Raw genomic sequence first — 25403 nt, forward strand, 5'->3', positions numbered from 1 at the left:
CGCGCCGGGGCACCCGCCCCGGCGCGCCCGCGCCGACCTGCCGGCTCAGCCCTTGGGCTGGGTGAAGCGGAGGCTGTTGCCGAACGGGTCGCGCAGACCGCAGTCGATGCCGTACGGCCGCTCGGTGGGCTCCTCGGTGAACTCGACGCCGCGGCCGAGCAGCGTCTCGTAGGTCTTGCGGCAGTCGTCGGTGCTGAAGATCAGCGAACCGCCCGTGGCGCCCTTGGCGACGAGTTCGCGGACCTGCTGCGCGGTCTCCTCGGACATCGCCGGCGGGCCCGGCTTCTCCAGCAGGACCTGGCGGTCCGGGTGGCCGGGGACGTTGACCGTCAGCCAGCGCATGAAGCCCAGGTCGACGTCGGCCGCGACCTCCAGGCCGAGCTTGCCGACGTAGAAGTCGAGGGCCTCGTCCTGGTCGAGGACGTAGATCTGCGAGTGCGTGATGGAGGTGAACATGGGGACCACGCTAGGGCCGGACCGGACGGAATACTTATCCGAAACTGCGCTCCTCGCCGCGGGGCGCAGCTTTCCGGATCACGTGTGCGGCCGCGTCCACGCCATCGTGAAGCAGGTCGGCACGTCGGCGGCCACCGCGGCCCTGCGGTACTCCCTCGGCGACCGGCCGACGATGTCGCGGAAGGTGCGGCTGAACGTCCCCGTGCTGCCGAACCCGACCTCGTAGCAGATGTCCGTCACGCTGCGGTCCGTCTCCCTGAGCAGGAACATCGCCCGCTCGACCCGGCGGCGCTGCAGGTAGCGGTGCGGCGTCTCGCCGAACACCGTCCGGAAGGTGCGGGCGAAGTGCGCCGGGGACACGTGCGCGATCCGGGCCAGGGCCGGGACGTCCAGCGGCTGCGCGTACCGGCGGTCCATCGTGTCCCGGGCCCGGAGCATGCGGCGGTTGGTGTCTTCGGCGGCGCGGCTCACAGCGCCATCACACCACGTCCCGGGCCCGCGGCGACAGGGCCGCCGGGCAGCGGTCGGCACCGGCCGCGCCCCGGTGCGCGGACGGACCGGGCTGATGCCGCGTCACCCCGATGGACGCCATGTGCACGCCCACGGCCGCCCTCTCCCGGACACCCCTCGCCACCTGCACGGACACCGGCTCCCGGCGTGCGAGGCGCCGTCACGGACGGCCCCGTCGACCGTCCGTCAGGTTGCCGCACCGACGGTCCGGCCACGTGCCCGTCGGAGGACATCCATGCAGATTGCACGCGTCGCCGTCGGTTCCGCCCTGGCACTCGGCGGCGCCGCGGACACCGACGGCAGCCGGATCGCCCTGGGCGGCCTGCTGGTGGCCGGTACCGCGGTCGGCGGTGCGGTCAAGGCGCGCCGCCCCCTGCGCCTCGGCCGGCGCCGCCCCGCCGGCCCCCGCTCCTTCGGCCGCTCCCGCGGCCGTCCCACCGACCGCTCCGCCGGCCACCTCCGCGTCGCCGACCCCGACGACGTCGCCGACCCCGGCCGCGCCGGACGCCGTCCGTGCGCTGCCGCCCTCGGACCCGGTCCGGCTGCGGATCCCCGCCGTCGGGGTGAACGCCCCGATGACCAGGCTGGGACCTGGACGCGGCGGGAGCACTGCAGCCCCCGCCCGCCGACCGGCCGGACCTCGCCGGCTGGTACGGCGGCGGCGCCACCCCGGCTCGTCCGGCACGGCCGTCCTGGCCGGCCACGTGGACACCCGTACCGGCCCCGCCGTCTTCTTCCGGCTCGGCGCCCTCACCAAGGGCAGGACCGTCGAGGTCGAGCGGGCCGACGGCCGCACCGCGGTGTTCACCGTCGACGCCGTCGAGGTCTACGACAAGAAGCCGTTCCCCGACGCGAAGGTCTACGGCAACACCTCCGGCCTGCCCGAGCTCCGGCTGATCACCTGCGGCGGCTTCACCAAGCGCACCGGCTACCTCGGCAACGTCGTCGTCTACGCGACCCTCACCGCCGTCGAGGGGTGACCCGGACCGGCCGGGAAGCGCTCCCCCTTTCGCCTGCTGAGACGGTCGGGCGGAGCGGGGAGCACCTGTGCCAGAGTCGGCGCCGGGCGGCCTGGGCCCGGGGCCAGGTCATGGTTGGGCCACAGGCCGCCCGCATCCTCGGGTGCCTCCGCGGACACGACGTGCCCTGCCCGCCGTCATCCCGCACGGGGCCGGTCGGCCGCGTGGGGGGCGCGGTGCAGCGCCCGGCCGATCCGGCGGCCCGCCACCAGGTGGAGCAGCACCGCGCCCGCGGTGTTGAGCAGCACGTCGTCGATGTCGAAGGCCCGGCCCGGCACCAGCACGGCCTGCGCGCACTCCACCAGCACCATCGTCACCGCCGTCAGCAGCGTGACCCGCAGCAGTCCGCCGACCCGCCGCGACAGCAACGGCAGCAGGATCCCGAACGGCGCCCCGAGCAGCAGGTTCCCGCCGACCTGCTTGACCGCCTCGCGGACGGCGGGCCGGTCGAGGTACAGCTCCAGGGTGGATCCGGGCCTGAGGTTGGCGTGGACGAGGCCGCGCGACCCCGGTTGCGGGACGAGCGTGGCCCGGGCGAGCACCACCGCGAACAGCACGGTCGCCGCCAGGGCGACCAGGAGCACCAGCAGCCGTACCAGCGCGGGCACCACGCCGGGTCGGTGCAGGAACGGCAGCGGCCGCTGCTTCCCGGTACGGCGCGCTGCCGTGCCCTCCGCCCGTAACCGCACCGCCGCCGCGGCGGCCGGGCCGCCGCCCGGGCTCCCGCCCGAACCGGTCGTGCCGCTGTCCGTCACCGTGCGTCTCAAGGCCATCGCCCCGCCCTCCCCGGATCCCGCGCGCCGGTGTCCCGGCCGGTCTGCGTGTAACCCGTGACGGCGATTCGACACCCCGTCGGTGGACGGCCGCGTCGGTGCACGGCACGACCGCGTCAGTGCACGACGACCGCGGCCGTGCCGTGCAGGACCAGCCCCCGCACCCGGGCGGCCTCCAGGCTGCGGCCGAAGGCCTCCGCCTGCTGCATCGGGTCGAGGCCCATCAGTCCGGGCGGCCAGGTGCCGGGCGGGACGACGAGGACCAGCACCCCGGGCGGTTCCGCCGCCGCGGCCAGCCACACCGGGGACGCCTGCACCGGGGGGTGCGGCTCCCAGACCCCGCGGCCGCCGACCATCACCAGCCGTTCGAACCAGCCCTCGCGGACCTCCACCACGCCGGTGGTGGCCGGCGGGTCGCCGGCGGCGAGGACGAACCCGCTGTCCATCGCGTCCGCGACGAGTTCGCCGTACCAGTCCTGCCCGACCTCGACGATCGCCTCCGCCGCCGACCTGCCGTCCGGCCCCTCGCGCACCGCCAGCGCCCACACCATCGGCGCGGCCCGTCGCCCACCACCACTCGGATCATCCGCCACACCCACCCAACGAGCCAGAACCGGAAAGTGCACACCCCGGCCACCGAACGGCCGCACCCCGCCCGGCCCGCCGGGCGGCTCCGGGCCCGTGCGGCGGGCCGTTAGGCTGCGGCCCATGACGCGCAGTGAGAGGAAGCCGCGGCGGATGGTCGTCGGCGAGGAGGTCTTCCTGTGGTCGGTCGGGCACGACCACGCGTCCGACGACGGCGAGGGGGACGGCCGGCGCTGCCGCAACCTGCTGACGGTGCGTCGGGCGGGGGTCAACGGACGGCTGTTGCTGGTGTTCGCCGAGGGGCCGGGCCGGATGGTGTCGGACGGGTTCCTGCCGTCCGGCGCGGTGACGACCGCGGGCGGCCCGGTGCTCAACCTCCACGAACCGGGCACGGCCCGGGCCTTCCTCGACGCGGCGCTGGCCGCGGGGGCCCAGCTGCCGGACCGCACGACCTGTGCGGTGGACGGCTGGGCGTTCTTCGACGCGGTGGCTGACCTGCGCACGGCGGCCGCCGACGGGGTCGGCGCCTGAACCGCCGGTGGCGCCGCGTCAGCTCCCGGTGTCCGGCTTCCAGTCCCGGGCGAGGAGTCCGAGCAGCACCTCGTCCAGGAACTCGCCCATGACCCAGGCCGAGGAGCGCAGCACGCCCTCGCGGACGAAGCCGTTGCGCTCGGCGGAGCCGATCATCGCGAAGTTGTCCGCCAGCGTCTCGATCTGCAGCCGCTGCAGGCCGCGCACCACGAAGCCGTAGTGGCACAGCACCGCGACCACGTCGGTGCCGTAGCCCTTGCCGCGGGCGGTGGGAAGCAGCCCGAGCCCGATGTGCGCGGACCGGTTGTGGGTGTCGATGCCCCACAGCGTCGCGGTGCCGACCAGCGTGCCGCCGTCGAGTTCCACCACGGAGAACGGGACCCGGCTCGGCTCGGTGTCGTCCACCGCGAGCCGCGGGTCCTTCGAGCCGGGCGGGATCGGCCGCCACGGGCTGCCCTCCGCCCGCGAGCCGTTCACCACGTCGTCGTAGAGGCCGGTCCGCAGGACCGGGATGTCGTCCTCGTGCCGGGCCCTCAGCCCGACCTTGCTGCCTGTAAGCATGCGAGCTTCCTATCCGGCCGGGCCGTACGGCGGCAACCGGTTATGCGGTCGGGGCGGCGGCGCCGGCGGACGAGGACGCGCCGGGAGTTTCCGCGCCCTCCCTCCGGCGGGCACGGGAGCCGCGTAGCGTCGGCGGGAGGAGCGGGCGGGCGACGGGGAGGCACGGTGGACGGGACGCTGGGCGGATGGCGCAGGACGGGCCGGGAGGTGCTGCACACCGGGCCGTTCGTCCGGCTGGTGGCGGACACCGTGCAGGGGCCGTACGCGCCGCCGTTCCGCTACGAGCACGTCGAGGTCGCGGACGCGGTGCGGACGGTGGCGCTCGACGGCGACCGGCGGCTGCTGCTGGTCGAGGACGACTTCTACCTGACCGGTCGCCGGATGCCGCACCTGCCCGGCGGAGGCGTGGAGGCGGGCGAGGCGCCGGAGGCCGCGGCCCGGCGCGAGTTGGAGGAGGAGACGGGGCTGCGGGCCGCCGGGTGGCGGCCGCTGGGGGCGATCCACCCGCTGCCGTCGAGCACGTCCGCGGTCACCCATCTCTTCCTGGCGACGGGCCTGTCGGCGGGGACGACGGCGCGGGACTCGACGGAGGCCGGGATGACGGTGCACCGCTGCACGCTGGAGGAGGCGCTCGCCCGGGTGACCTCCGGGGAGATCACCGAGGCGGGCAGTGTGGCGGCGATCCTGCTGGCCGCCCGTTCGGAGGCCGCCGGCGCCTGACCCCCCGGGCGTCAGGGGGCGGGGTGGTGTGCCAGCAGGACGAGTTCGCGGTCGAGGGCGGCGAGGAGGCGCCGGCCGGGCAGCACGGCGAGCCCGGCCGTCCTGCCGGGGAGCCGCAGGTCGGGAGCGGGCGGAGTGCGGGTCGTCGGGTCGGTGAGCCGTACCGTCCCGTCGTCGCCGCCGGAGGCCAGCACGGGCCGGCCGGCCCACTCCCCCGCGGCGAGTGCCCCGAACATGCCGCGGTGCGGGGCGGGAGCGGGGGCGAGTTCCGCACCCGAGCGGACGTCGTGGAGGCGGAGCGTGCCGCGCCAGTCGCCGGTCGCCACGACGGCCCGGCCGTGGACGGCGGTGAGGGCGAGGGCGTTCACCGCCGAGGTGGTGGCGGCCGGGAGGCCTGCCAGCCGGCGGCCGTCCGTCAGGTCGTGGACGAGGACGTCGCGGTTCCAGCTCTGGTCGACGTCCATGCCGCTGGAGGTCGCGGCGAGGGGCCGCCCGTCGACCACGGCCGCCGCGACGGCGTGCACGGCGTGGTCGTGTCCGGTGAGGACGGGGCCGAGCGCGCACTGCCCGGCCAGGTCCCAGAGCCGGGTGCCGCCGTCCTCGTGGCCGGTGACGGCGACCGGGTTGCCGCCCGGGTGGCAGACCGCCACGGAGACGGCGTCGTCCACCGGGAGGTGCCACAGGCAGTCGCCGGTCTCCGGGTCGCGGACGAAGCGCGGGTCGTAGTCGCCCACGGTCAGCACGACCGGTCGTCCGCCGACCACGGTCGTGGCGATGCCGGTGAACCCGCCGGTCCCGAAGGCGCCGAGCAGCCGCCCGTCCGCCACGTCCCACCACCGGACGCTGCCGTCCCGACCCGAACTCGCCGCCACCGCACGGCCGTCGACGACGGCGGTGGCCACGGCGTTCACCGGTCCCCCGTGCCCGCCGCCGACGGCCCGTCGCACCGCGCCGCCGCCACCGGCCCCCACCGGGCCGGTGGCCCACTCCGCCACCCATGCCATCGCGTCCCCTCCCGTCGCGGTCGGTCCATGATCCCCCGACCGGCCGACGGGACGGCGCGCACCGGCCGGTGCCGGCCCTGACCGGCGGCCCGGCCTCCCGATCGCCGCGTACGGGAGCGGTCACCGGCCCGTGCCGGTGACCGCTCCGCGGGTGGTTCGGTACTGCTGTTGCTCAGTACTCCTGCTGTTGCTCAGCACTGCGGACGACGCCCGTGGTTCGCTCCGCGCCGGGCACGTGCCTTCTTCTTGCGACGCCGTTTCGACGACATGACCGCTCCTCTCACAGCCGGCCCCCGTCCCACCGTTCCACACCGGGCCCGGATCGGCCTGCGGGCGGGCACCGGGCGCGGCACGGGTCAGCGGCGCGGGCTCCGCCCGTACAGGAGGTACGCCACCAGCCCGAAGACGTTCCCGAGCAGGCAGATCACCATCCAGGTCTGCGGCGGCCAGCGGCGGGTGTCGGGGTGGCGGGAGATGTCGACCATGCAGGTCACGGCGGGGACGAGGGCCAGCAGCGGGACGAGCGCGGCGATCGTCCCGGGTGACGGGGACAGGGCGGCGGTGACCATGCGGCGGTGCCCCTTCGGGTGCGGACCGGGGCGGCCGGGCGGCCGCTCACCCGAAGCCTTCGACCCGGGCCGCCGCCCGTCAAGACCCGCCGCGGACCCTCAGGCGTCCGGTGCGGCGGTGAGGTCCTCGGCACCGGGCAGCCAGTCGCGGCCGGGCCGGTACTCCAGCCAGCGGCGGCGGCGTCCGGCCGCGGCGAAGGCGTCGAGCAGGGCCGGGACGCCCGGGTGCGGCCGGTCCCGGTGCCAGACCAGCGACCAGGCGTAGAGCGGGGTCGGGTCGGCGAGGGGCACGACCACGGTGCCGGTCCCGTCGCCGAGCGGGAGTTCCGCGGGCAGCAGGGCGAAGCCGTCTCCGCCGGCCCGGACCCGCTCCAGCAGGTGGTCGAGGCCGAGGTTCGGGCCGCCCGGCTCCACCGGGACGGCGAACCGTGCCGCGAAGGCGCCCAGGAAGTCCAGCCGGCCGGCGGCCGCGGGCAGCAGCAGCCGCAGTCCGGCGAGGTCGGCCGGGCGCAGCCGGCCGGCGGCGGCCAGCGGGTGGCCGGCGGGGAGCACCGCGTCGACCGGCTCGAACCGGACCGGGCGGTGGGCGAGGGCCTGCTCCAGGCCGTCGTCGAGCGGGTGGAAGCGGCCGAGGGCGGCGCCGATCTCGCCGCGTAGCAGGGCGGCGGCGACCCCGGGCAGGTCCCGTCCCGGGCCGATCTCGACGGGCGGGCCCGCTCCGTCGTCGAGCACCGCCCGGACGGTCCGCAGCGGCTCGAACAGGTGCCCCCAGAGGTCGACCCGGATCGGGCTCCCGCCGTGCCGGACGGCGTCCACCGCGGCGGCGCCGGCCGCCAGTGCGGCGCGCGCGGGGTCGAGGAAGCGGAGCCCGGCGGGGGTGAGGCCGACCTGGGTGCGGCTGCGGTCGAACAGCCGGGTGCCGAGGGTGTCCTCCAGCCGGGCGATCCGCTTGGACAGGCCCTGCTGGGTGAGCGAGAGCGAGCGGGCCGCGTGTCCGAAGTGCAGGTGGTCGGCGGCGGCGACGAACGCCCGTACCTGCGCCAGGTCGAGATCCACGGTGATCATTCTCGCCGACGGCCGGCGCCCGGTGGACACCGGCTGCGGGTTCCCCGCCGCGACACGCCCTCCGCATGCGACCCACCCGGTCGAGTGACAATCCCGGCTCCCGTACCGGGGTCTGTTGCAGTCTCGGCGGGAACGCCCGTTCCTCGGGCGCCGAGCCGCGGCCGGGCGGCCGCACCACGGAGGACCTCATGGCGAACGTCCCGAACGACCTGAAGTACACCAAGGACCACGAGTGGGTGCGCGAACTCGGCAACGGCCGGGTCCGGGTCGGCATCACCGACCACGCCCAGAAGCAGCTCGGCGACATCGTGTTCGTCGAACTTCCGGTGGTGGGGCGGACCTTGGACACCGGCGATGCCTTCGGCACCGTCGAGTCGGTGAAGTCCGTCTCCGACGTCTTCGCACCGCTGGCGGGCAAGGTCACCGGTAGGAACGAGGAGCTGGACAGCGACCCCGAACTGGTCAACACCGACCCCTACGACGAGGGCTGGTTGATCGAGATCGAACTCGCCAAGGGCACCGACCTCGAGGGTCTGCTGTCCGCCGCCGCCTACGGCGAGTGGATCACCGAGGGCGCCTGATCCGGACGTACCGCAAGGGGCGGGTGGGGCACCTCCCGCCCCTCGCGGTACGTCCGTGTGCCTTTGAAGCCGCGCTCCATGCCGTTGGGCGCCCTATGCCGTCGGGCGGGCGGCGCGGGCGTGCGCCCGCCGGGGCGTTCCGCGGGCCTGCGGATCGGGGAGGTCGCCGCGCTGCTCGGTGTCCGGACGTCCGCCGTGCGCACCTGGGAGGCGGCCGGCCTGCTGGTGCCGGGGCGGGAGCGCGGCACCGGCTACCGCAGTTTCGGCCCGGCCGACGTCCGGGACGCGCAGGTGACCGCGGTGCTGCGGCGGGCGCACCACGGGCTGCCGCAGATCCGGTCGGTCCTCGACGATCTGCGCCGCACCGGCAGTACCGGCGCCCTGCGGGCCGCGGTGGCGCACCGGCACGGCGTCCTCGACGGGCGGGCGGCGGCACTGCTGGAGGCGGCCGTGCACCTGTCCCGCTGTCCGGGCACACGCCGTCCGGGCACCGGCTGTACGGGCACCCGCTGACCTGCGGGAGCCGCGGCGCAGGTCAGTGCTCGGCGGGCCGGGCCGGGACGCAGTACAGGCCGAGGACGGCGGCGGCCAGGTAGGCGGCGGCGCCCACCGCCATGGCGGTGCGCAGGCCCGCGCCGTAGCCGGCCGCGGTGGCGAGCAGCGTGCCGCCGAGGGCGACGCCCGCCGCACTGCCGATCTGACGGGTGGTGTTGAACAGGGCGGAGGCGGTGCCCGCGTATGCGGCGGGGGCGGCGGTCATCGCGGTGGTGGTCGTGCCGGTGAGGGCGAAGGAGGTGCCGAAGCCGGCGGCCATCATCGGCAGGACGAGCACCGGGTACGCCGGTTCGGACCCGGCGGCGGCCCAGCCGGCCAGGCCCGCCGCCGCCAGGAGGAGGCCGGTGACCACCAGCGGGCGGTGGCCCGTCCGGCGGGCCAGCCGGCCGGAGAGGACGGAGGCGAACATGGTCATCGCGACCGCGGGGAAGAGCGCGGCGCCGGTGCGCAGCGCGCTCCAGCCGCGCTGGTGCTGGAAGTCCAGGCTGGCGGTGAACACCATGCCGTAGAACGCGAAGTTGAAGAGCAGACCGATCACCGCGGCGCCGCTCAGGGCGCGCGACCGCAGCAGGCGCAGCGGCAGGACGGGTGCACGGGCCCGGCGTTCGCGGGCCGCGAAGGCGGCCGCGGAGAGCAGCGCCAGGCCGGCCGCGGCCAGCACGGCCGGGTCGGTCCAGCCGCGTCGGCCGGCCTCGTTGAGGGCGGTGGTGAGCAGGGCGACGGTGGCCACGACGGCGCACTGCGCGGGCCAGTCCACCGGGCGGGCGGGGTTGCGCGGCGAGGCGTCGACGTGCCGCAGGGTCAGGGCGAGGCAGGCGGCGCCGACCGGCAGGTTGATCAGGAAGACCCAGCGCCAGCCGACCGAGCTCACCAGGACGCCGCCCAGCAGCGGTCCGGCGGAGGCGGCGATGCCGGCCATGGAGCCCCAGAGTCCGAAGGCGCGGGAGCGGGCGGCGGCCCCGGGGTAGGACTGCTGGAGCAGGGCGAGCGAGCCGGGCACGATGAGCGCGGCACCGAGGCCCTCGACCAGGCGGGCGGTGACCAGGACGGGGGCGTTCCCGGCGAGTGCGCAGCCGGCCGAGGCGGCGGTGAACACCGTGACGCCGGCGCAGAAGACCCGGCGGTTGCCGAGCCGGTCGCCGAGGGCGCCGCCGGTGAGCAGCAGTCCGGCGAAGACGAGGGTGTACCCGTCGGTGATCCACTGGATGCCGGTGAGCGAGGCGCCGAGCTCCCGGCCGATCACCGGGACGGCGACGTTGATGATCGTCACGTCGAGGATCACCATGAAGTACCCGGCGCACACGGCGAGCAGCGGGGCCCACGAGCGCGGCCCGGCCTTGCCGTTCCGCGCGCCGTCCTCCGTGCGCTGCTGCCGCGGCCGGCCGCCGGGCTTCTCCGTACCCGCCACGCATGCCTTCCGGCCGAGGGCTTGTCCGACGTGCCACCCTACGGGAGGTCGGGGCGGGTGTCCGGGAGGCGGCGCCGGGCCCGTCGTGGAGCGGTGCCGTACGGGGCGTCAGTCCTCCTTGTGGGCCTTGAGCTTGCGCCAGACCGTGCCGAGGGCGGCGAGGTCCTGCTGGTCCAGGACGTCGGTGAAGACCGGTGCCAGGCAGGCGCGCCGGGTGGCGTCGGCCTCGGCGAACAGCTCGCGGCCCTGCGCGGTGAGCGCCACCTCGACGGAGCGGGCGTCCCGGGCGGAGGGGGTGCGGGAGACCAGGCCGCGGGCCTGGAGCGCGTCGAGCACCCGGGAGACCTGGCTGCGGCTGAGCATGGTGCTGTTGCCGAGGACGGAGGCGGCGACCGGCTCCTCGCCGTTGGCGAGCCAGAGCATCACCTCGAACCAGGAGACCGGCAGGTCGTGCGCCTTGGTGAGGGCGCGGTCGACGCGCTCGGTCAGTGTGGTGCCGGCCCAGACCAGGCCGTAGAAGGCGTGGTCGGCCTCGGACATCTCCGCCGGGGTGAGCTTCCTGGTCGCCATGGGCGCGATTCTATCGTGCGTGCGTGCACACGCACCTACTTGCGTGTGTGTGCACGCAATGCTTAAGGTGTGTGTGCACACACCGAAGGGGTGCTGCGGCTGCCAGGCCGTCCCCCGCTCCGGAAGGAACCCTCACCATGTCCTCCTCCAAGGTCGTCCTGATCACCGGCACCTCCTCCGGCATCGGTCTCGCCGCCGCGGTCGCCGCCGCGCGGGCCGGCTGGCGGACGGTCGCCACCCTGCGCGACCCCGACCGCGCCGACGCGCTGCGCAAGGCCGCCGCCGAGGCCGGTGTCGAGCTGGACGTCCGCCGGCTCGACGTGGTCGACGAGGCCTCCGTCGCCACCGTGATCGACGGGGTGGTCGCCGACCACGGCCGCCTCGACGCGGTCGTCAACAACGCGGGCGCCGGGCACCTCGGCACCCTGGAGAACGAGTCCGTCGCGGACGTGCGCGCCGTGATGGAGGTCAACTTCTTCGGCGTCCTCAACGTCTCCAAGGCCGCGCTCCCCCACCTGCGGGCCACCGGCGGCCGGCTGATCACCGTCACCAGCGTCGGCGGCGTCATCGGGCAGCCCTTCAACGAGGCGTACTGCGCCGCCAAGTTCGCGGTCGAGGGCTACATGGAGAGCCTCGCCCCGGTCGCCGCCTCGGTCGGCGTGGCCGTGAGCGTCGTCGAGCCGGGCGCCGTCGCCACCGAGTTCGTCAACAACATCGGCCTCGACCTGGAGGCCGAGATCGCCGCGGCCGGCCCCTACGCCCCCGCCCTCGGCGCCTACCTCGACCGCACCGTCGCACAGTTCCTCAACGGCGCGCAGACCCCGGCCGAGGCCGCCGGGACGGTCATCGAGGCGCTGACCGCCGAGCGCCCGCCGTTCCGCCTGCAGACCTCGGACTGGGCCCGCGGCTTCACCGGCACCAAGCTGACCGACCTGGACGGCTCCGCGGTGCTCGGCATGACCGGCAGCTGGGTGGGCTGACCCGCCCGTCCCCGACGCGCCGCAGCGGCGGACCGCCCCGAGGAGGGGTGGCCCGCCGCTGCGGCGCATCCGCGCTCCGGGCCCGCCGCCGGGCCGCTCAGGCCCAGGGCAGCGCGGCCCTCGTCCGCCAGTAGGCCTCCGCCGGCTCGGCGAGCACCGCGAGCCCGGCCAGGTCCAACGGCGCAACGGCGAGCCCGGCGGCCGAGAGGTTGGAGGCCAGCTGCCCGGCGGTGGCAGCGCCGGAGAGCACCAGGTCGGCCCAGGGCTGCGCGGCGGCGGCCGCCAGCGCCAGGGCGTCGCAGGAGGCACCGGTACGGGCTGCGAGCTCCCGCAGCGCGGCGGTGTCGGGGCCGGTCGCGTTCCGGTCGGCGAGACGGCCGTTGGCCATGCCCTCCTTCACCACCACCAGCCAGCCGGCCGCGTGCGCCTCGGCGAGCGCCGGCGCGGCCGAGGTCTCCAGCAGGTTCCAGGTCGACTGGACGGCCGCGAACAGCGGCCGGCCCTCGAACTCCACCGCCAATGCCGCCCGCACCGCCTCCCCCTGGGCCGGCCCGCTGGTGGACAGCCCGACCCGGACGCCCTCCGCGGCGAGCCCCGCCAGGCGCTCGTGCAGCGCCGGGTCGGTCAGCGCCGGGCTGTCGGGCGTCACCGAGTGGACGAGGTACACGTCCGGCAGCCGGCCGAGGGACGCCCGGGTCTCCTCCACCTGCCGGTCGAAGACCGCGACCGCGTGCTCCTTGACCTCGTGGACGGGCACGCCCGAGGCGCGCCAGTCGGCCGTGTAGGTGTAGCCCCACTTGCTGCCCACCACCGATTCGGCCGCCGCCCGCGGCCGGGCGGCCAGCCACCCGCCGAGGAACTCCTCCGCCCGCCCGTAGGAGCGGGCCGTGTCGAAGTACCGGACGCCGGCCGCGAAGGCGGCGTCGAGCAGCGCGTGCGTCCGCTCCCGCAGCGCCTCGACCGTGCGCCCGGCCGGCAGGTCGAGGTCCCGCCCGAGGGTGATGTAGCCGGGGCGGCCGACCGCCGCCGTGCCCAGGCCGAACCGGGCGATCGACGGGCCTGCGGGTCCGGTGGCTGCTGCGGCCGGCATGGCGGGGTCCTCTCGGCGGTGCGGACGGGCGGACCGGTGCGCCTCGCCCGCACCAGCACCCTACCGACCGCTCCCGCTCCCCGGCCCGCCGGGCGGGGCCGCCCGCGGGTGCGCCCGGCCCGGCGCGCAGCCGGGCGAAAAGACCGTCAGATCGCGTGCGACCCCGGCCCGGGTCGAGGCGTCTTGTCAGGGTGACAGCAGATCGGCCGAGCACGGCGCAGCCCGGGGGAACCACATGCACGAGGCACTCGACTTCGACGAGTTCGCGTCCACACGAGCGCGAAGGCTCTTCCAGGTCGCGTACCTGATGTGCGGTGACTTCCACCAGGCGCAGGACCTCGTCCAGGTCACCTTCGCCAAGCTGTACGCCTCCTGGGGACGGCTCGGGCGCACCGTCCCGGACACCGGCCTCGACGCGTACGCCCGCAAGGTGCTGCTGCGGACCTACCTGTCGCAGCGCCGGCTGCGCCGCTCCGGGGAGATACCCACCGGAGCGGTGCCCGACCTGCCGGACGGCCGCGAGGGCGGGCGGACGGCGGAACTGCGGCTGACGCTGCTGACCGCGCTGCGGCAACTGCCGCCGCGCAACCGGGCGGCCGTGGTGCTGCGCTACCTGGAGGACCAGAGCCTCGAATCGGTGGCGGAGACGCTCGGCTGCAGCGTCGGCGCCGTCAAGGGGCTGAACACGCGCGGCCTGGCCAAGCTGCGCGAACTGCTGGGCGATGACCGCGAACTGCTGTTCCGGCACTGAGGAACGACGAGCGCACGAGGAGTGCTGAGATGGGTCTTGAGGACGACCTGAACGGGATGTTCGCCGAGAGCGTCCACGAACTGAGCCCGCCGATCGGCGAGATGGTGGCCGAGGGCAAGCGCGCCGGGCGGAAGCGGCTGCGGATCCGGCGGACGCTGCAGGCGGCCGGTGCCGCGGCGGCGGTGGCGGCCGTGGTGACGGCGGTCGCCGTCGCCGGTCCCCGGCCCGGCGCCGCACAGGCGGAGGGGCCCGCGTCGGCCGACACGGCGTCGCCGTCCGCCGCGAGCGCCTCCGCGACGGGTTCGTCCGCCGCGAGCCCGTCCGCGGGCAAAGGGCCGGCGGGCGCGGAATCCGGCACGGGCACGGTGTCACCGAGCAAGGGCGCGGTGGCCGAGCCGGGGACGGCGGACCTGACCTGGCAGGCGATGACGGAGATCCTGTCGGACCTGCTGCCGCCGGGCGCCCGGCTGGGCAACCTGAACGCGTTCGGCGTGAAGTTCAACACCAAGCCGAACCAGCGCTACATCGAGCTGGAGTACGACGACGGCCACGGGCCCTCCACGGTCATGCTGACGGTGAGCCGGGGCCGGCCGCCGAGCCCGGTCACCTGCGAGACCTGGCAGGGCGGCTCGGACGAGGGCACCCGGAAGAGCGGCTACGAGGCGCCGCTGTGCAGGACCGAGCAGCTGCCGGACGGCGGCCGGCTGCGGATGTTCGTCACCGGCACCGACGTGGCGGGCCTGTACGACGAGATGATGGACCTCACCCGGCCCGACGGCACCACCGTCCAGGTGGTGGCGGCGAACGGCACGCTCGACCAGTACACGGGCCAGAAGGGGGTGCCGATCACGGTGACCCGTGAGCGGCCGCCGCTCGGCCTGGACGGCTGGAAGGCGCTGGTGCAGAGCCCGCGGTGGCAGCTGAAGGTGCCGCAGTCGGTGGTGGACTCCGGCCGTGCCTTCGCCGAGTCCGTCACCCGCTTCCCCTGTCCGGACGGTGCCAAGAAGGGCGACTGCACGATCGACTGACCCCCGGCCGGTCCGCCGCTCCGGCGCCCGCCGCGGACCCCGCCGACGAACGCACCACCGTGGCGCCCCCACTCGACCGCCCCCCGCCCTCCTCCGCGCACGCTCCCCGTGCCAGCGCGGCACGAGGACGGCGACGTGCGACCCGAACGCCATCGCCAGCCGTCCGTCCGGGACGGCGGCGAGCGCCTGCACGGGCTCGGGCAGCACGCGGTCGGCGCCGGCCCCGCGGCCGGTGAGCGGATCGAGGAACCGCACCGCACATCCCTCGCGAACGGCCGCCACGGGCCGTCCCCCTGCTGCCCCGACCAGCACCGCCGTGGCCGCGGACGGCACCGCGGATATCTCCGCACGGCCGATCTCCGCCATCCCCGTCAGGTCCCACAGCCGCAGCGTTCCGTCGCGCGCCGTGCTCGCGGCGAGCGGTGTCCCGTCGAGCACCGCCGCCGACACCGAGGTCACCCGGTCGGTGTGGCCGGTCGGCGGTCCGCCGATCGGACGGCCGGTGGTCAGGTCCCACACCCGCACCGTCCGGTCCCGGCTGCCGGCGACGGCGACGGCCCGTCCGCCGAGCAGGGTGGTGGCCACGGCCGTGACCCGGCCGGTGTGACCGGTGAAGGGCTCGAACACCGGGTCGCCGGTGGTCAGGTCCCGCACGCCGACGGTGCGGTCGCTGCCTGCGGTGACGAGGACGGGGCGGCCGTCGGGCACCGCCGTGGCCGCGGCCGGCACGCGCCCCTGCGCGCTGTCGTAGGGGCGGTGCACCTCCTCGCCGGTGGCCGGGTCGGCGGTGACGGCCACCGGGCGGCCGTCGACCTCGGCGGTGGCGAGGGCGCGGACGGGGACGGTGTGGTGGCCGTCGTCGGCGCCCTGCGGCGGCGGGCCGGCGAGGCCCCAGGTGCGGAGGGTGCCGTCGTCGCCCGCACTGCCGCCCCGCCCCGTGTCGTTCATCACCGGCACCGTAGCCGCCGCCACCCACAACCCGTGCGGGCGGGACGCCCACGGCCCCGCCGCGAGGACGTCAGCCCCGGGCCACCACGTACTCGTGCTCGAACACGGTGCGGCCGGCCCGGCCGAAGGCGGCCGCCATCGGCGTGTTGCCGACGTCGGTGGAGGTCCGGGCGGTGTCGGCGGCGACTTCGGCCGGCACCCGGATGTCCTCGGCGAGGAGTTCCTCGGCCGGACCCCGGCCGCGGTGGGCGGGCAGCACGCGCGGGTGGCGTAGTGCGCGAACTCCTCGTCTTACTGGAATCGCGCCGCCTCACGGGCCGTCATCCGAGCCGGGTCGTCGCGGCCGTGGGCGTCCAGGGTGCCGGTGAGGATCCCGGTGCAGAGGTCGACCACCTCCGCCTCGCCGTCGGCGGGCCGGAAGCGCAGCCGCCCGTTCGGGCCCCGGCAGGGGGGTGCCGGCGCGCCACTCCAGGCGCAGCGCAGGCTCCGCGGCTGCTATCATGTGCGTGCTGCCTTCGGCGCCCGAACTGGGCCTGTCCGGAGGCTTTTTTCATGCCTTCCGACACGCTCGCACCTCCCTCGCCCGCCGCCCCGACCACCTACCGCACGCTGCTGCGCACCGGGCGGTTCGCCGCCCTGTTCACGAGTTTCACGCTGACCGTGGCCGCGAACGCGCTCGCCGGCCTCGCCCTCGGCACCCTCGTCGGCCGGCAGACCGGCTCGCCGTTCCTGACGGCGGTCAGCATGTACGGCGCCACGTTCGCGACCGTCCTCGGCGCGTTGACCCTGATGTCGGTCGCCGACGGGCGCCGCCCGCGCCGGACCCTGCTGGTGCTGCACGGCGTGTCGTTGGCGGGCACGGCCGCGCAGGCGGTGCCCGGCCTGCCGCTGGTGGGCCGGTTCGGCGTACTCGTGGTGCTGGGCTTCGTCCAGTCGCTGGGGACGGCCACCCGGATGGGGCTGCTCGCCGAGGCGGTGCCCGCCGCCGGGTACGCGCCGGCCCGTTCCCTGATGAACATCGCCTCGGGCGGCCTGACCGTGCTCGGCTGCGCCGCGGGCGCCGCGCTGCTGCAGCAGGTGGACCCGCAGCGGGTGCTCGCCGTGGCGGCCGGGTTGAGCGCGCTGTCGCTGCTCGTGGTGGCGGCCGGTGTCCGGGAGCGCCCGATCGGCCCGGTGCGCAGGCCGGGCCTGCGCAGCACCCGGGCGACCAACGCACTGCTCTTCGCCGACCCGGGCCGACGGGCGCTGCTGCTGAACCTGTGGGTGCCGAACGGGCTGGTGGTCGGCTGCGAGGCGCTGTTCGTGCCGTTCGCCCCGGAGCGTGCCGGTGTCCTGCTGGCCGCCGCCTCGGCGGGCATGATGGCCGGCGACCTGGTGGTGGGGCGGCTCGTCCCGGCCGCGGTGCGCCACCGGCTGGCGTTCCGGCTGCGGTTGCTGCTCGCGGTGCCGTTCCTGCCGTTCGCGCTCCGACCGCCGACGGCCGTGCTGGTGGTGGCCGTGTTCGCGGCGGGCGCCGGGTTCGCCGCGACGCTGCCGCTGCAGGAGCGGCTGTTGGCGCTGACGCCGAACCATGTCCGTGGCCAGGTGCAGGGGATGGAGTCGGCCGGCCGGATGACCTGGCAGGGCATCGGCGCCGCGCTCGCCGGCGGGACGGCCCAGGCCCTCGGCACCGGGACGGCGATCACCCTGCTGGCCGCGGTCTCCGTCGCGGTCACGGTGCTCTCCCGGCCGGCCCTCGCCCGGGCGGGACGCGCGGCGGGCGACGGGGGCGTGTCGTAGCGGCCGCGGGGACACGGTCGGCGGCGAGGATGGGCCGGACCGACGAGGGAGGCTGCGGTGCGGGCGAGGAAGCTGCGGAGGTTCGAGGCACGCGCCGCGGACCGGTTGATCTTCTTCTCGGACGCCGTGGTGGCGATCGCCATCACCCTGCTGGCGCTCGAACTGCCGGTGCCGGCGGGGCCGACGGTCGCCGCGTTGCGCTCCGCCGTCCACGAGGACCTCGGCCACTACACGGCCTTCCTGATCAGCTTCGCCGTGATCGCCGCCGCCTGGGGCCAGCACAACCGGGCCTTCCGCTACACCGAGCGCGCCGACGACCGGTTGCGGACCCTCAACGCCTGCTGGCTGCTCACGATCGTGCTCAACCCCTTCGCGACCAAGCTGCTCACCACCGAGGGGGAGGACACCGACACCGTCGGCCTGCGGTTCGGGTTCTACGCCCTGCTGCAGTGCCTGGCGCACGCCTCGGTGATCGCGATGGAGCGCCGGATGACGGCGCAGCAGCTCCGCGACCGTGACGTCCCGCCCGAGCTGGTCGCCGCCGGGGACCCGGTGCTGTACGGGCTGCTGCTGGGCTTCGGCCTGTCCGTTCCGCTGTTCTTCGCGACTCAGTACGCCTGGATCCTCTGGATCGTCGTCCCCGTCGGGGCCGGGCAGCTCTCCCGGTACCGCGCCCGGACGGCCGCCGCCGACTGACCGGGCGCGGCCGCCCGCTTGCAGCGACGTCCCTGCCGGGAAGGTGCCCGGAGTCGGGAAGGGTGCCCGGTGCCGGGACGGTCCGCCGTACGCCGCGAGGTGGAGGCCGCACGGCTCGGGGATTGGTCTCCGGGCGTATGCGGGCGCGACCTGCGAGCGATGCGGCGGCGGGCCCGGCCCGGCCAGCATGGCCGGGTGATCGAGGACATGACGTGGTTTCGGATGACCGTGCCGGAGCTCCTGGCGGTGCTGGGGGCCGTGGCGTTGGTGCTGGCACGGTGGCTGCCGCCGGCGGCCCGGCGGATGGCGGTGGCGGCCGGCGGCGGCGCCCTCCTGGTGGGCGGCGCCGCAGCGGCGCTGACCGGTGGACTCCGCTGGCAGCTGACGCCGGTGTTCGCCACCGCGGTGCTGGTCGCACCGTTCGCCGTCGCCCCGCTGCTGCCGCGGCCGGGCCGCACGCCGCGCCGGGCTCGCCGGTGGCTCGCGGTGCCGGCCTCGGCGGTCTGCCTGCTGCTGGTCGCGGCGGGCCCGGCGGCGGCCTGGGCCTTCCCGGTGCCGGAGTTCCCGCGGCCGACCGGCCCGTACGCGGTGGGCACCCGGGTGGTGGAGTGGACGGACGGGCAGCGTCCCGAGCCGGCCACCGACGACCCCGACGACCGGCGCACCGTGGTCGTCCAGCTCTGGTACCCGGCCGAGCCGGCCGCCGGGGCGGCTCGCGCCCGCTACCTGGGGCGGACGGCGCAGGAGTCCCGGACGGTCACCGACGCCCTGGCCGGGTACGCCGGACTCCCGGGCCTCCTGCTCGACGGGCCTGCGCGCGCCCGGACCCGGGCGGTGCCCGACGCCGCGGTGGCGGCCCGCGGCGGACGGTTCCCCGTGGTGCTGTTCTCGCCCGGCCTGGGCGGCGTGCGCGGCCAGAACACCGCCTGGGCGGAGGAACTGGCCAGTCACGGCTACGTGGTGGCCGGCCTCGACCACCCCTACGACTCCGCCGCCGTGGTGCTGGCCGACGGCCGGACGGTCCGCACCCGGGTGACGGCCACCGGCGACCGGGCCGAGGACGAGCGGCGGGCGGTCGGCTGGAAGGAGGTCCGGGCCGCCGATCTCGGCTTCGTCCTCGGCCGGCTGCAGCGGATCGGGCGCGGACAGGACGCGGATCCGCTGGCCGGCCGCCTCGACACCGAGCGGGTCGCGGCGGCGGGCCACTCGCTCGGCGGGGCCGCCGCGCTGCTGGCCGCCCGCCGGGACGCGGGCTTCGCCGCCGCGATCGACCTGGACGGCGCCCCGCACGACGCCGACCCGCAGCCCCTCCACCGGCCGGTCCTCGCCCTCACCCAGGAGATCGGGCCGCAGACCGATCCGGACTACCTGCCCGCCCTGGAGGAGGTCCTCGATCGCGACACGGCGGTCTCCTACCGGCTCACCGTGCCCGGCAGCGCGCACCTCACCTTCACCGACGCGCCGCTCTACCTGCCGCCGGTGCCGTCCCTGGTCGGCACCCTCGACCGCACCGACGGGCCCCGGCTGACCGCGGCCGCGTGCCTGGCCTTCCTGGACGCCGTCCTGCGCGACCGGCCGGGCGACCCGGCGGCGGCCCTCGCCCCGCTCGGCGAGCTCACCGTCCACCACGGGCAGGGACCGGGCTGACCGGCGGGGCGAGCGGCGCGCGACCGGCGGGCCCGCTGACACCGGCGGTGCGCCGACCCGGAAACGGGGCGACCGGCGCACCGCCGTCCTGGCATCCTGGGCGTGTGGAGAGAACGGAGATCCGGATCGAGTTCGTCCCCGAGCTGCACGTCTTCGTGAACGCGCGCAGGCGGGCCGGCCGGTCGGCGGTGACGACCGACGGCAGTTCGACCCTCGGGCACGTGGTGGAGTCGCTCGGCGTCCCGCTGACCGAGGTGGGCGGCCTCGTCGTGGACGGTGCGGCCGCGGACGCCTCCCACGTGCCCGCGGCGGGCGAGGAGGTGGCCGTGCTCGCCGTCGCCCGGCCGCAGCGGCTCGCCGGGCCGCCGCGCTTCCTGCTCGACGTCCACCTGGGCACCCTGGCCCGGCGGCTGCGGCTGCTCGGGGTGGACGCCGCCTACGAGAGCACCGACATCGGCGACCCGGCGCTGGCGGCCCGCTCGGCCGCCGAGCGGCGCGTGCTGCTCTCCCGGGACCGCGGGCTGCTGCACCGCCGGGAGCTGTGGGCCGGCGCCTACGTGTACAGCCACCGCCCCGCCGACCAACTGCGGGACGTGCTCTCCCGGTTCGCTCCCCCGCTGGCGCCGTGGACGCGCTGCACCGCCTGCAACGGGACGCTGCGCGAGGCCGACAAGACCTCGGTGCGCGAGCACCTGGAGCACGGCACCGAGCGTTCGTACGACGTCTTCGCCCAGTGCACGGCCTGCGACCAGGTGTACTGGCGCGGCGCCCACCACGAGCAGCTGAGCGGCATCGTCACCGAAGCGGTGGCGGAGTTCGGCGACGGACCGGCGGCGCCGGCCGGGCCGCTGCACACCTCGGTGGCCGCGCAGCGCCGCCGCCCGGACGGGGCAGCGGTGAGCGCCGAACCGGTGGGCGCCGGGCCGGCCTGAGCGGGGTCCGACGGGCAGCGCACCCGGTCGCCGTCCGACCGGTCCTCAGGCCGGCGGCAGGCAGGCGTCCCGGAGGCGGTGGAGGGTGGTGCGCATCCCCGCCCGGTTGCGCTCCGCGCGCTGCGCGGCGGGCGTGCCGGAGAAGACCAGCCCGAGGGTCTCCGCCACGACCGCCCCCGCACCGCCGCGCCGCTGGTCGATCCAGTACTCGGTGACCAGCGTGCCGTCGCCGTGCGGTTCCAGGCGGTAGCCCCAGCGGGCCACCGGCAGGCCGAAGGTGGTGACGTCGAAGGCGAACTCGCGCTCCGGCTCGGCGACGGCGATCCGGCAGGTGGTGAACCAGACCCAGCCGGCCCGCCGGTTGAAGCCGACGAAGTTCCGGCCGCGCCGCCAGACACCCACCACCTCGGGGCTGAACTCCTTCATCCGGCGCACGTCGGCGAGCAGCGCGTACACCGCGTCCGGCGGGACGGCGGGAAACTCCAGCGACTCCTCGACGGTCCAGATCCGCGCGGCACCCATCGGCCGGTCTCCTCCCCCTGCGATGCACGCGAGGCGGCCACCGCCCCCCCCCCGCGGGCAGCACGATACGCCCGGGCGCCGGTCAGCGGCATCCCCCCGTGGCCGGGCCCGGCCACGGGGGCGAACGCGCGGACCCGTCAGGCGGGTTCGACACAGAAGAGCGCCCTGCGGGCGGCCCCGGCCGTCAACCCCGGGCAGCCGGTGACACGGACGACGGCCTGCTCCCCCGGCAGCAGGGTCAGCAGCCCGCGGTCGGCCTCGGCGGCCGGGTCGAGCCGGTCCGCCTGGAGCAGCAGGTCGCGGACGAGGGTGCGGGCGGTGACCACCACCTCCGCCGTGTCGCCGCCGCCCTCGACGGACCGCACCGCGACGTCGAAGTCCGGCCGCGGGTAGCCGAACAGCCGGTCGGTGACGGCGAAGTGCACGGCCCGCAGCCCGTCGGCGTCGACGGCCAGGTACTCCTTAGCCGAGCCCTCGGACGGGGCGAGGGCGGGCGGCACGGTCAGCCGGGTGACCGTGCCGGGTGCGACGGTGGCCTCCGCCGCCGTGTCGGCGGTGAGGGTACCGTCCGCGGTAAGGCGGCGCAGGCGCAGCGCGGGCGTCCACGGTTCGGCGGCCTGGTTGACGAGCACGATCTCGAGGGCGCCGTCCGCGGCGGGCTGCACGGTGAGCAGGCGGTCGGCGTAGAGGCGGCGCAGCTCGTACCAGAGCGGCTTGCGCCGGCCGTCGCCGTCGACGGCGGCCCAGGAGGAGACCGGCCAGCAGTCGTTGAGCTGCCAGACGACGGTGCCCGCGCAGCGCGGCCAGTGGGAGCGCCAGTGCTCGATGCCGGTGGCGATCGCGCGGGCCTGGACGAGCTGGGCGAGGTAGTGCCAGCGGTCGAAGTCGGCGGGCGGTTCGAAGTGCCGGGCGATGCCGCGGTCGAGCTTGCCGTTGCCGTCCTCGGCCTTCTGGTGGTGCAGCATGCCGGGCGAGTCGGGGGCGAGCTCCTCGCCGGTCAGGGCGCGCTGCAGGGTGGCGAGGGCAGGGGGCGCCTGCCAGCCGAATTCGGCGACGAACCGGGGGACGCTGTCGCGGTACTCGCTGTAGTCACGGCGGTTCCACACCTCCCAGGAGTGGTGGGTGCCGTGGTCGGGGTCGTTGGGGTGGTGGTCCCAGGAGCCGGACCAGGGGCTGCCGGCGCTGTACGGGCGCGTGGGGTCGAGTTCGGCGACGATGCGGGGCAGCACGCCGAGGTAGTAGCCCTCGCCCCAGGAGTCGCCGGCGAGTTCGGGCTCCCAGCCCCAGTCGCGGAAGCCCCAGAGGTTCTCGTTGTTGCCGTTCCACAGGACGAGCGAGGGGTGGGGCGACAGTCGGGTGACGTTGTCCCGGGCCTCGGCCTCGATCTCGCCGCGCAGCGGCTGCTCCTCGGGGTAGGCGGCGCAGGCGAAGAGGAAGTCCTGCCAGACCATCAGACCGAGTTCGTCGCAGGTGTCGTAGAAGGCCTCGTCCTCGTAGATGCCGCCGCCCCAGACCCGGATCAGGTCGATGTTGGCCTCGGCGGCCTGGGTGAGGCGGGTGCGGTAGCGCTCGGGGGTGACGCGGGTGACGAGGGTGTCGTCGGGGATCCAGTTGGCGCCGCGGACGAAGAGGCGTTCGCCGTTGACGACGAGGGTGAAGCCGGTGCCGTGTTCGTCGGTGCCGCGGTCGAGTTCGACGGTGCGGAAGCCGATCCGCCGCTGCCAGGTGTCCAGTGTCCCGCTGCCGTCGGCGAGGGTGACGTCCAGGTCGTACAGGGGTTGGTCGCCGCGGCCGCGGGGCCACCACAGGGCGGCGTCGGGGACGTCGAGGACGAGGATGCCGGTGTCGCCGTCGAGGGCGGTCTCCGTGGTGTGTCCGGCGGCGGTGGCGCGGACGGTGAGCGGGCGGCCGGCGCCGGTGGCGGTGCGCTCGACGGCGAGGTGGAGCTCGACCCGGCCGGCGCTGCCGTGCACGGTGACCAGCGGGCGCACCTCGGCCAGGCGGGCGGTGGACCAGTGTTCGAGCCGGGCGGGCCGCCAGATGCCGGAGGTCGGCAGGGTGGGGCCCCAGTCCCAGCCGAAGCTGCTGGCCATCTTGCGGATGTACTGGAACGGCTCCGGATAGACGTTGGGGCGGGCGCCGACGGCGGCGCGGACCTCGTCCGCCTCCTGGTAGGGGCTGGTGAACCGGACGGCGAGGTCGCCGGTGAGGCCGGCGGTGTCGAACCGGTACGTGCGGTGCATGTTGCGGGTACGGCCGAGTTCGGTGCCGGCCAGGGTGATCCGGGCGGCGGTGTCCAGCCCCTCGAAGACCAGGTCGGTGCGCTCGTGGCCGCTGCCGTGGTCGAGCCGGGTGGAGTACGTCCAGTCGCGGCGTCCGATCCAGGCGGCGTCCTTCTCGTTGGTGTGGAGGTACGGGTCGGCGAGCAGCCCGGCGTTCAGCAGGTCGGTGTGGACGCAGCCCGGGACCTGGGCGGGGAGGAGTCCGCCGTCGTGGTGCAGGCTCCAGCCCCGGTCGAGCTGGGTGACGTCCTTCATGTGCGGCTCCTGTTCGCTTGGCCGGGCAGGGGGGCGACTGCCGTGGGTGCGGTGCGGCTGTGGTGCGAGCAACCGTAGCCCGGCCGTTCGGTTCTGTCTATAAACCGGTTCAGTTTGTTCATTGCGACGAAATATCCATCGTGAGCTGCCGTATTGCCGAGCTTGCCCCGGCGATCCCCACAGGATTGCGCAACCGTTCGCCATGTGAACTTTACCGGTTCGGTGCGATCGTCCGCCGACCGCTCACCCGGTCGGCACGCGCTGCGCCGCGGCCCACTTCGCGTTGAGCTCGGCGAAGTAGCCGTCGCGGTCGCCGGGTGCTGCGCCGCGCGCGATGTCGATCAGCCTGCGGCGGTAGTCGGGGGTGTCGAGGCCGATGCCGGCGGCCTTGTCGATCCTGCTGACGTCGGCCGTCCGGTCCTGGGTCTGCGCGACGATCCGTACACCGCGCTCGTCGAAGGGCCTCAGGGCGGCCGGCAGCGACGTCCCCTTGACCGTGGAGATCACCTGCTCGTCCCGCGCGCTGCCCGAGCGGGTGAGGAACCAGTCGATCCAGGCCCGCGCCGCGTCCTGGTGCCGGGAGTGCTTGCTGACGGCGAACTTGTAGTCGGGCTCGACGACCGCGCAGTGGTGGCTGTTCTTCTGCAGCGGGAACGGCATGAAGCCGATCTCGGCGGGATCGCGCCCGGCGGCCCGGGCGGCCGCCTGCATCTGCGGCACGGCCCATGACCCCAGCAGCATCGCACCGATCCGCCCACCGCCCATCAGCGCCTTGGAGGTCTCCCAGTCGGTGGCGGCGGGGTCGTCCTCGGAGAGCTTCTGGTGCACCACGTCGTAGAGCAATCCGTCGATCGCGTTCAGGTCCTGGCCGGCGTTCCACGGCCGGGCGGTGTCGGCCAGTCGGTCCTTGGCGGTGTTGCTGCAGCTCGGGGCGCCGATCAGGTCCGTCCACTGGCGCAGCGGCCAGCCGTCCTTGTAGTTGGTGTAGTACGGGACGGCCCCGGTGCGGGTCTTGATCGCCTTGAGATCGGCGAGGAAGTCCGCGGCGCTCCGCGGCCAGTCGGTGATCCCGGCCTGCTCCCAGACCGCCTTGTTGTAGACGAGCCCGGTGGCCATGCCGATGCCGGCGACGCCGTAGACCCGGCCGCCGACATCGGCGTACTCGGTGAAGTCGAAGCTCTGGGCGAGGTCGGTCGCGGAGCCGAGCGGTGCGAAGTAGGCCGGGAACTGGCTCACCGACAGGCTGTTGGGGATCAGCAGCACATCGCCGTACGTCCCCGCCTTCATCCGGAGGGTCGCCTCGCCCTCGTAATCGGTGAGCCCCTCGAACCTCACGGTGACGCCGGGGTACTCCTTGCGGAAGGCATCGGCGTAGCGCTTGAAGGTGCCGTCCTTGATCCGGTCGGTCCGGTTGGTCAGCACGGTGATCTCGCCGGAGACCGCGGCCGGGTCGGACGGCGCGATCGGGGAGGTCGGGCCGACGGCGCCCTGGCCGCCACAGGCCGTCAGCACCGCAGCGGTCGCAGCCCAGACGGCTGTCCATCGTCTTCGCATGTCGGGTGGTTCCTCTGCACGGGTCGTTCGGA

General features: G+C 75.6%; 26 protein-coding genes and 2 pseudogenes. 12 read left to right on the forward strand and 16 right to left on the reverse strand.

The window, feature by feature from the left end; all coding sequences use genetic code 11:
- Nucleotides 1-45: 45 nt before the first annotated feature.
- On the reverse strand, nucleotides 46-456 hold the full coding sequence (locus tag AB0O09_RS23995; protein ID WP_363544267.1) for a VOC family protein: 411 nt from the start codon (nucleotides 454-456) through the stop codon (nucleotides 46-48).
- A gap of 78 nt (nucleotides 457-534) precedes the next feature.
- Nucleotides 535-927 carry an AraC family transcriptional regulator gene (locus AB0O09_RS24000; protein ID WP_344627329.1) on the reverse strand — a complete coding sequence of 131 codons (393 nt, stop codon included), beginning with the start codon at nucleotides 925-927 and terminating at the stop codon, nucleotides 535-537.
- 119 nt (nucleotides 928-1046) lie between these two features.
- Between AB0O09_RS24000 and AB0O09_RS24005 the strand changes: the two genes are divergently transcribed.
- On the forward strand, nucleotides 1047-1946 hold the full coding sequence (locus tag AB0O09_RS24005) for a class F sortase (protein ID WP_363544269.1): 900 nt from the start codon (nucleotides 1047-1049) through the stop codon (nucleotides 1944-1946).
- 176 nt (nucleotides 1947-2122) lie between these two features.
- Here the strand turns inward: AB0O09_RS24005 and AB0O09_RS24010 are convergent, their stop codons facing one another.
- On the reverse strand, nucleotides 2123-2758 hold the full coding sequence (locus tag AB0O09_RS24010; RefSeq protein WP_363544271.1) for a VanZ family protein: 636 nt from the start codon (nucleotides 2756-2758) through the stop codon (nucleotides 2123-2125).
- Between the two features lie 116 nt (nucleotides 2759-2874).
- Nucleotides 2875-3309, reverse strand: coding sequence for a hypothetical protein (locus AB0O09_RS24015; RefSeq protein WP_363544272.1), 435 nt, complete (start codon nucleotides 3307-3309; stop codon nucleotides 2875-2877).
- A 157-nt stretch (nucleotides 3310-3466) separates the two neighbouring features.
- Here AB0O09_RS24015 and AB0O09_RS24020 point away from each other — a divergent pair, with 157 nt between their 5' ends.
- The gene (locus AB0O09_RS24020) at nucleotides 3467-3874 is read left to right on the forward strand and encodes a hypothetical protein (RefSeq protein WP_363544274.1); all 408 of its coding nucleotides are present in this window, start codon (nucleotides 3467-3469) and stop codon (nucleotides 3872-3874) included.
- A gap of 18 nt (nucleotides 3875-3892) precedes the next feature.
- On the opposite strand, the gene AB0O09_RS24025 is transcribed toward AB0O09_RS24020, so the two are convergent.
- The gene (locus AB0O09_RS24025) at nucleotides 3893-4435 is read right to left on the reverse strand and encodes a GNAT family protein (RefSeq protein WP_363544276.1); all 543 of its coding nucleotides are present in this window, start codon (nucleotides 4433-4435) and stop codon (nucleotides 3893-3895) included.
- Nucleotides 4436-4600: 165 nt separating this feature from the next.
- Here AB0O09_RS24025 and AB0O09_RS24030 point away from each other — a divergent pair, with 165 nt between their 5' ends.
- Nucleotides 4601-5155 (forward strand): NUDIX hydrolase, encoded by a 555-nt coding sequence (locus AB0O09_RS24030; protein WP_363544278.1) that lies wholly within the window; start codon nucleotides 4601-4603, stop codon nucleotides 5153-5155.
- A gap of 11 nt (nucleotides 5156-5166) precedes the next feature.
- Here AB0O09_RS24030 and AB0O09_RS24035 read toward each other — a convergent pair whose 3' ends face one another.
- The 3 genes from AB0O09_RS24035 to AB0O09_RS24045 all read right to left on the reverse strand — a co-directional run bounded on the left by AB0O09_RS24035 (nucleotide 5167) and on the right by AB0O09_RS24045 (nucleotide 7793).
- Nucleotides 5167-6159, reverse strand: coding sequence for a hypothetical protein (locus AB0O09_RS24035; protein WP_363544280.1), 993 nt, complete (start codon nucleotides 6157-6159; stop codon nucleotides 5167-5169).
- Nucleotides 6160-6515: 356 nt separating this feature from the next.
- On the reverse strand, nucleotides 6516-6728 hold the full coding sequence (locus tag AB0O09_RS24040) for a PLDc N-terminal domain-containing protein (RefSeq protein ID WP_363544282.1): 213 nt from the start codon (nucleotides 6726-6728) through the stop codon (nucleotides 6516-6518).
- A gap of 99 nt (nucleotides 6729-6827) precedes the next feature.
- Nucleotides 6828-7793 carry a LysR family transcriptional regulator gene (locus tag AB0O09_RS24045; protein WP_363544283.1) on the reverse strand — a complete coding sequence of 322 codons (966 nt, stop codon included), beginning with the start codon at nucleotides 7791-7793 and terminating at the stop codon, nucleotides 6828-6830.
- A gap of 188 nt (nucleotides 7794-7981) precedes the next feature.
- On the opposite strand from AB0O09_RS24045, the gene gcvH reads away from it, so the two are divergent.
- Together gcvH and AB0O09_RS24055 are read left to right on the forward strand one after the other, a co-directional pair.
- Nucleotides 7982-8374 carry a glycine cleavage system protein GcvH gene (gene gcvH / locus AB0O09_RS24050; RefSeq protein WP_363544285.1) on the forward strand — a complete coding sequence of 131 codons (393 nt, stop codon included), beginning with the start codon at nucleotides 7982-7984 and terminating at the stop codon, nucleotides 8372-8374.
- A 144-nt stretch (nucleotides 8375-8518) separates the two neighbouring features.
- Nucleotides 8519-8887 (forward strand): annotated as a pseudogene (locus AB0O09_RS24055) (MerR family transcriptional regulator); the annotation flags it as partial.
- Between the two features lie 22 nt (nucleotides 8888-8909).
- Here AB0O09_RS24055 and AB0O09_RS24060 read toward each other — a convergent pair.
- Nucleotides 8910-10214, reverse strand: a complete 1305-nt coding sequence (locus tag AB0O09_RS24060; protein WP_363544379.1) for an MFS transporter — start codon at nucleotides 10212-10214, stop codon at nucleotides 8910-8912.
- Nucleotides 10215-10445: 231 nt separating this feature from the next.
- The gene (locus AB0O09_RS24065; protein WP_363544286.1) at nucleotides 10446-10907 is read right to left on the reverse strand and encodes a MarR family transcriptional regulator; all 462 of its coding nucleotides are present in this window, start codon (nucleotides 10905-10907) and stop codon (nucleotides 10446-10448) included.
- A 137-nt stretch (nucleotides 10908-11044) separates the two neighbouring features.
- Here AB0O09_RS24065 and AB0O09_RS24070 point away from each other — a divergent pair, with 137 nt between their 5' ends.
- Complete coding sequence (locus AB0O09_RS24070) at nucleotides 11045-11887, forward strand: SDR family NAD(P)-dependent oxidoreductase (RefSeq protein WP_363544287.1); 843 nt, start codon at nucleotides 11045-11047, stop codon at nucleotides 11885-11887.
- Between the two features lie 97 nt (nucleotides 11888-11984).
- Here the strand turns inward: AB0O09_RS24070 and AB0O09_RS24075 are convergent, their stop codons facing one another.
- Nucleotides 11985-12977: an aldo/keto reductase gene (locus tag AB0O09_RS24075; protein ID WP_363544288.1), complete on the reverse strand. Its 993-nt coding sequence runs from the start codon at nucleotides 12975-12977 to the stop codon at nucleotides 11985-11987.
- 235 nt (nucleotides 12978-13212) lie between these two features.
- On the opposite strand from AB0O09_RS24075, the gene AB0O09_RS24080 reads away from it, so the two are divergent.
- Together AB0O09_RS24080 and AB0O09_RS24085 are read left to right on the forward strand one after the other, a co-directional pair.
- Nucleotides 13213-13728, forward strand: a complete 516-nt coding sequence (locus tag AB0O09_RS24080) for a SigE family RNA polymerase sigma factor (protein WP_363544290.1) — start codon at nucleotides 13213-13215, stop codon at nucleotides 13726-13728.
- A gap of 29 nt (nucleotides 13729-13757) precedes the next feature.
- The gene (locus tag AB0O09_RS24085) at nucleotides 13758-14756 is read left to right on the forward strand and encodes a hypothetical protein (protein ID WP_363544388.1); all 999 of its coding nucleotides are present in this window, start codon (nucleotides 13758-13760) and stop codon (nucleotides 14754-14756) included.
- 387 nt (nucleotides 14757-15143) lie between these two features.
- Here the strand turns inward: AB0O09_RS24085 and AB0O09_RS24090 are convergent.
- Together AB0O09_RS24090 and AB0O09_RS24095 are read right to left on the reverse strand one after the other, a co-directional pair.
- Nucleotides 15144-15704: pseudogene (locus AB0O09_RS24090) on the reverse strand (hypothetical protein); the annotation flags it as partial.
- A gap of 70 nt (nucleotides 15705-15774) precedes the next feature.
- On the reverse strand, nucleotides 15775-15963 hold the full coding sequence (locus tag AB0O09_RS24095) for a hypothetical protein (protein ID WP_363544292.1): 189 nt from the start codon (nucleotides 15961-15963) through the stop codon (nucleotides 15775-15777).
- A 293-nt stretch (nucleotides 15964-16256) separates the two neighbouring features.
- Between AB0O09_RS24095 and AB0O09_RS24100 the strand changes: the two genes are divergently transcribed.
- The 4 genes from AB0O09_RS24100 to AB0O09_RS24115 all read left to right on the forward strand — a co-directional run bounded on the left by AB0O09_RS24100 (nucleotide 16257) and on the right by AB0O09_RS24115 (nucleotide 20758).
- Nucleotides 16257-17483, forward strand: coding sequence for a hypothetical protein (locus AB0O09_RS24100; RefSeq protein ID WP_363544293.1), 1227 nt, complete (start codon nucleotides 16257-16259; stop codon nucleotides 17481-17483).
- 57 nt (nucleotides 17484-17540) lie between these two features.
- Nucleotides 17541-18179 carry a TMEM175 family protein gene (locus tag AB0O09_RS24105; RefSeq protein WP_363544295.1) on the forward strand — a complete coding sequence of 213 codons (639 nt, stop codon included), beginning with the start codon at nucleotides 17541-17543 and terminating at the stop codon, nucleotides 18177-18179.
- Nucleotides 18180-18386: 207 nt separating this feature from the next.
- Entirely contained in the window at nucleotides 18387-19826 is a 1440-nt protein-coding gene (locus AB0O09_RS24110) for a hypothetical protein (protein WP_363544381.1), read from the forward strand.
- Between the two features lie 104 nt (nucleotides 19827-19930).
- Complete coding sequence (locus AB0O09_RS24115) at nucleotides 19931-20758, forward strand: Mut7-C RNAse domain-containing protein (RefSeq protein ID WP_363544297.1); 828 nt, start codon at nucleotides 19931-19933, stop codon at nucleotides 20756-20758.
- 45 nt (nucleotides 20759-20803) lie between these two features.
- On the opposite strand, the gene AB0O09_RS24120 is transcribed toward AB0O09_RS24115, so the two are convergent.
- From AB0O09_RS24120 to AB0O09_RS24130, 3 genes are all read right to left on the reverse strand, one after another.
- Nucleotides 20804-21280 carry an SRPBCC family protein gene (locus AB0O09_RS24120; protein ID WP_363544299.1) on the reverse strand — a complete coding sequence of 159 codons (477 nt, stop codon included), beginning with the start codon at nucleotides 21278-21280 and terminating at the stop codon, nucleotides 20804-20806.
- Nucleotides 21281-21417: 137 nt separating this feature from the next.
- Nucleotides 21418-23817: a glycoside hydrolase family 2 protein gene (locus AB0O09_RS24125; protein WP_363544300.1), complete on the reverse strand. Its 2400-nt coding sequence runs from the start codon at nucleotides 23815-23817 to the stop codon at nucleotides 21418-21420.
- A gap of 243 nt (nucleotides 23818-24060) precedes the next feature.
- On the reverse strand, nucleotides 24061-25371 hold the full coding sequence (locus AB0O09_RS24130) for an extracellular solute-binding protein (protein ID WP_363544302.1): 1311 nt from the start codon (nucleotides 25369-25371) through the stop codon (nucleotides 24061-24063).
- Nucleotides 25372-25403 lie beyond the last annotated feature (32 nt).

The organism is Kitasatospora sp. NPDC093679 (genome assembly GCF_040683455.1).
GTDB classification, from domain to species: domain Bacteria; phylum Actinomycetota; class Actinomycetes; order Streptomycetales; family Streptomycetaceae; genus Kitasatospora; species Kitasatospora arboriphila.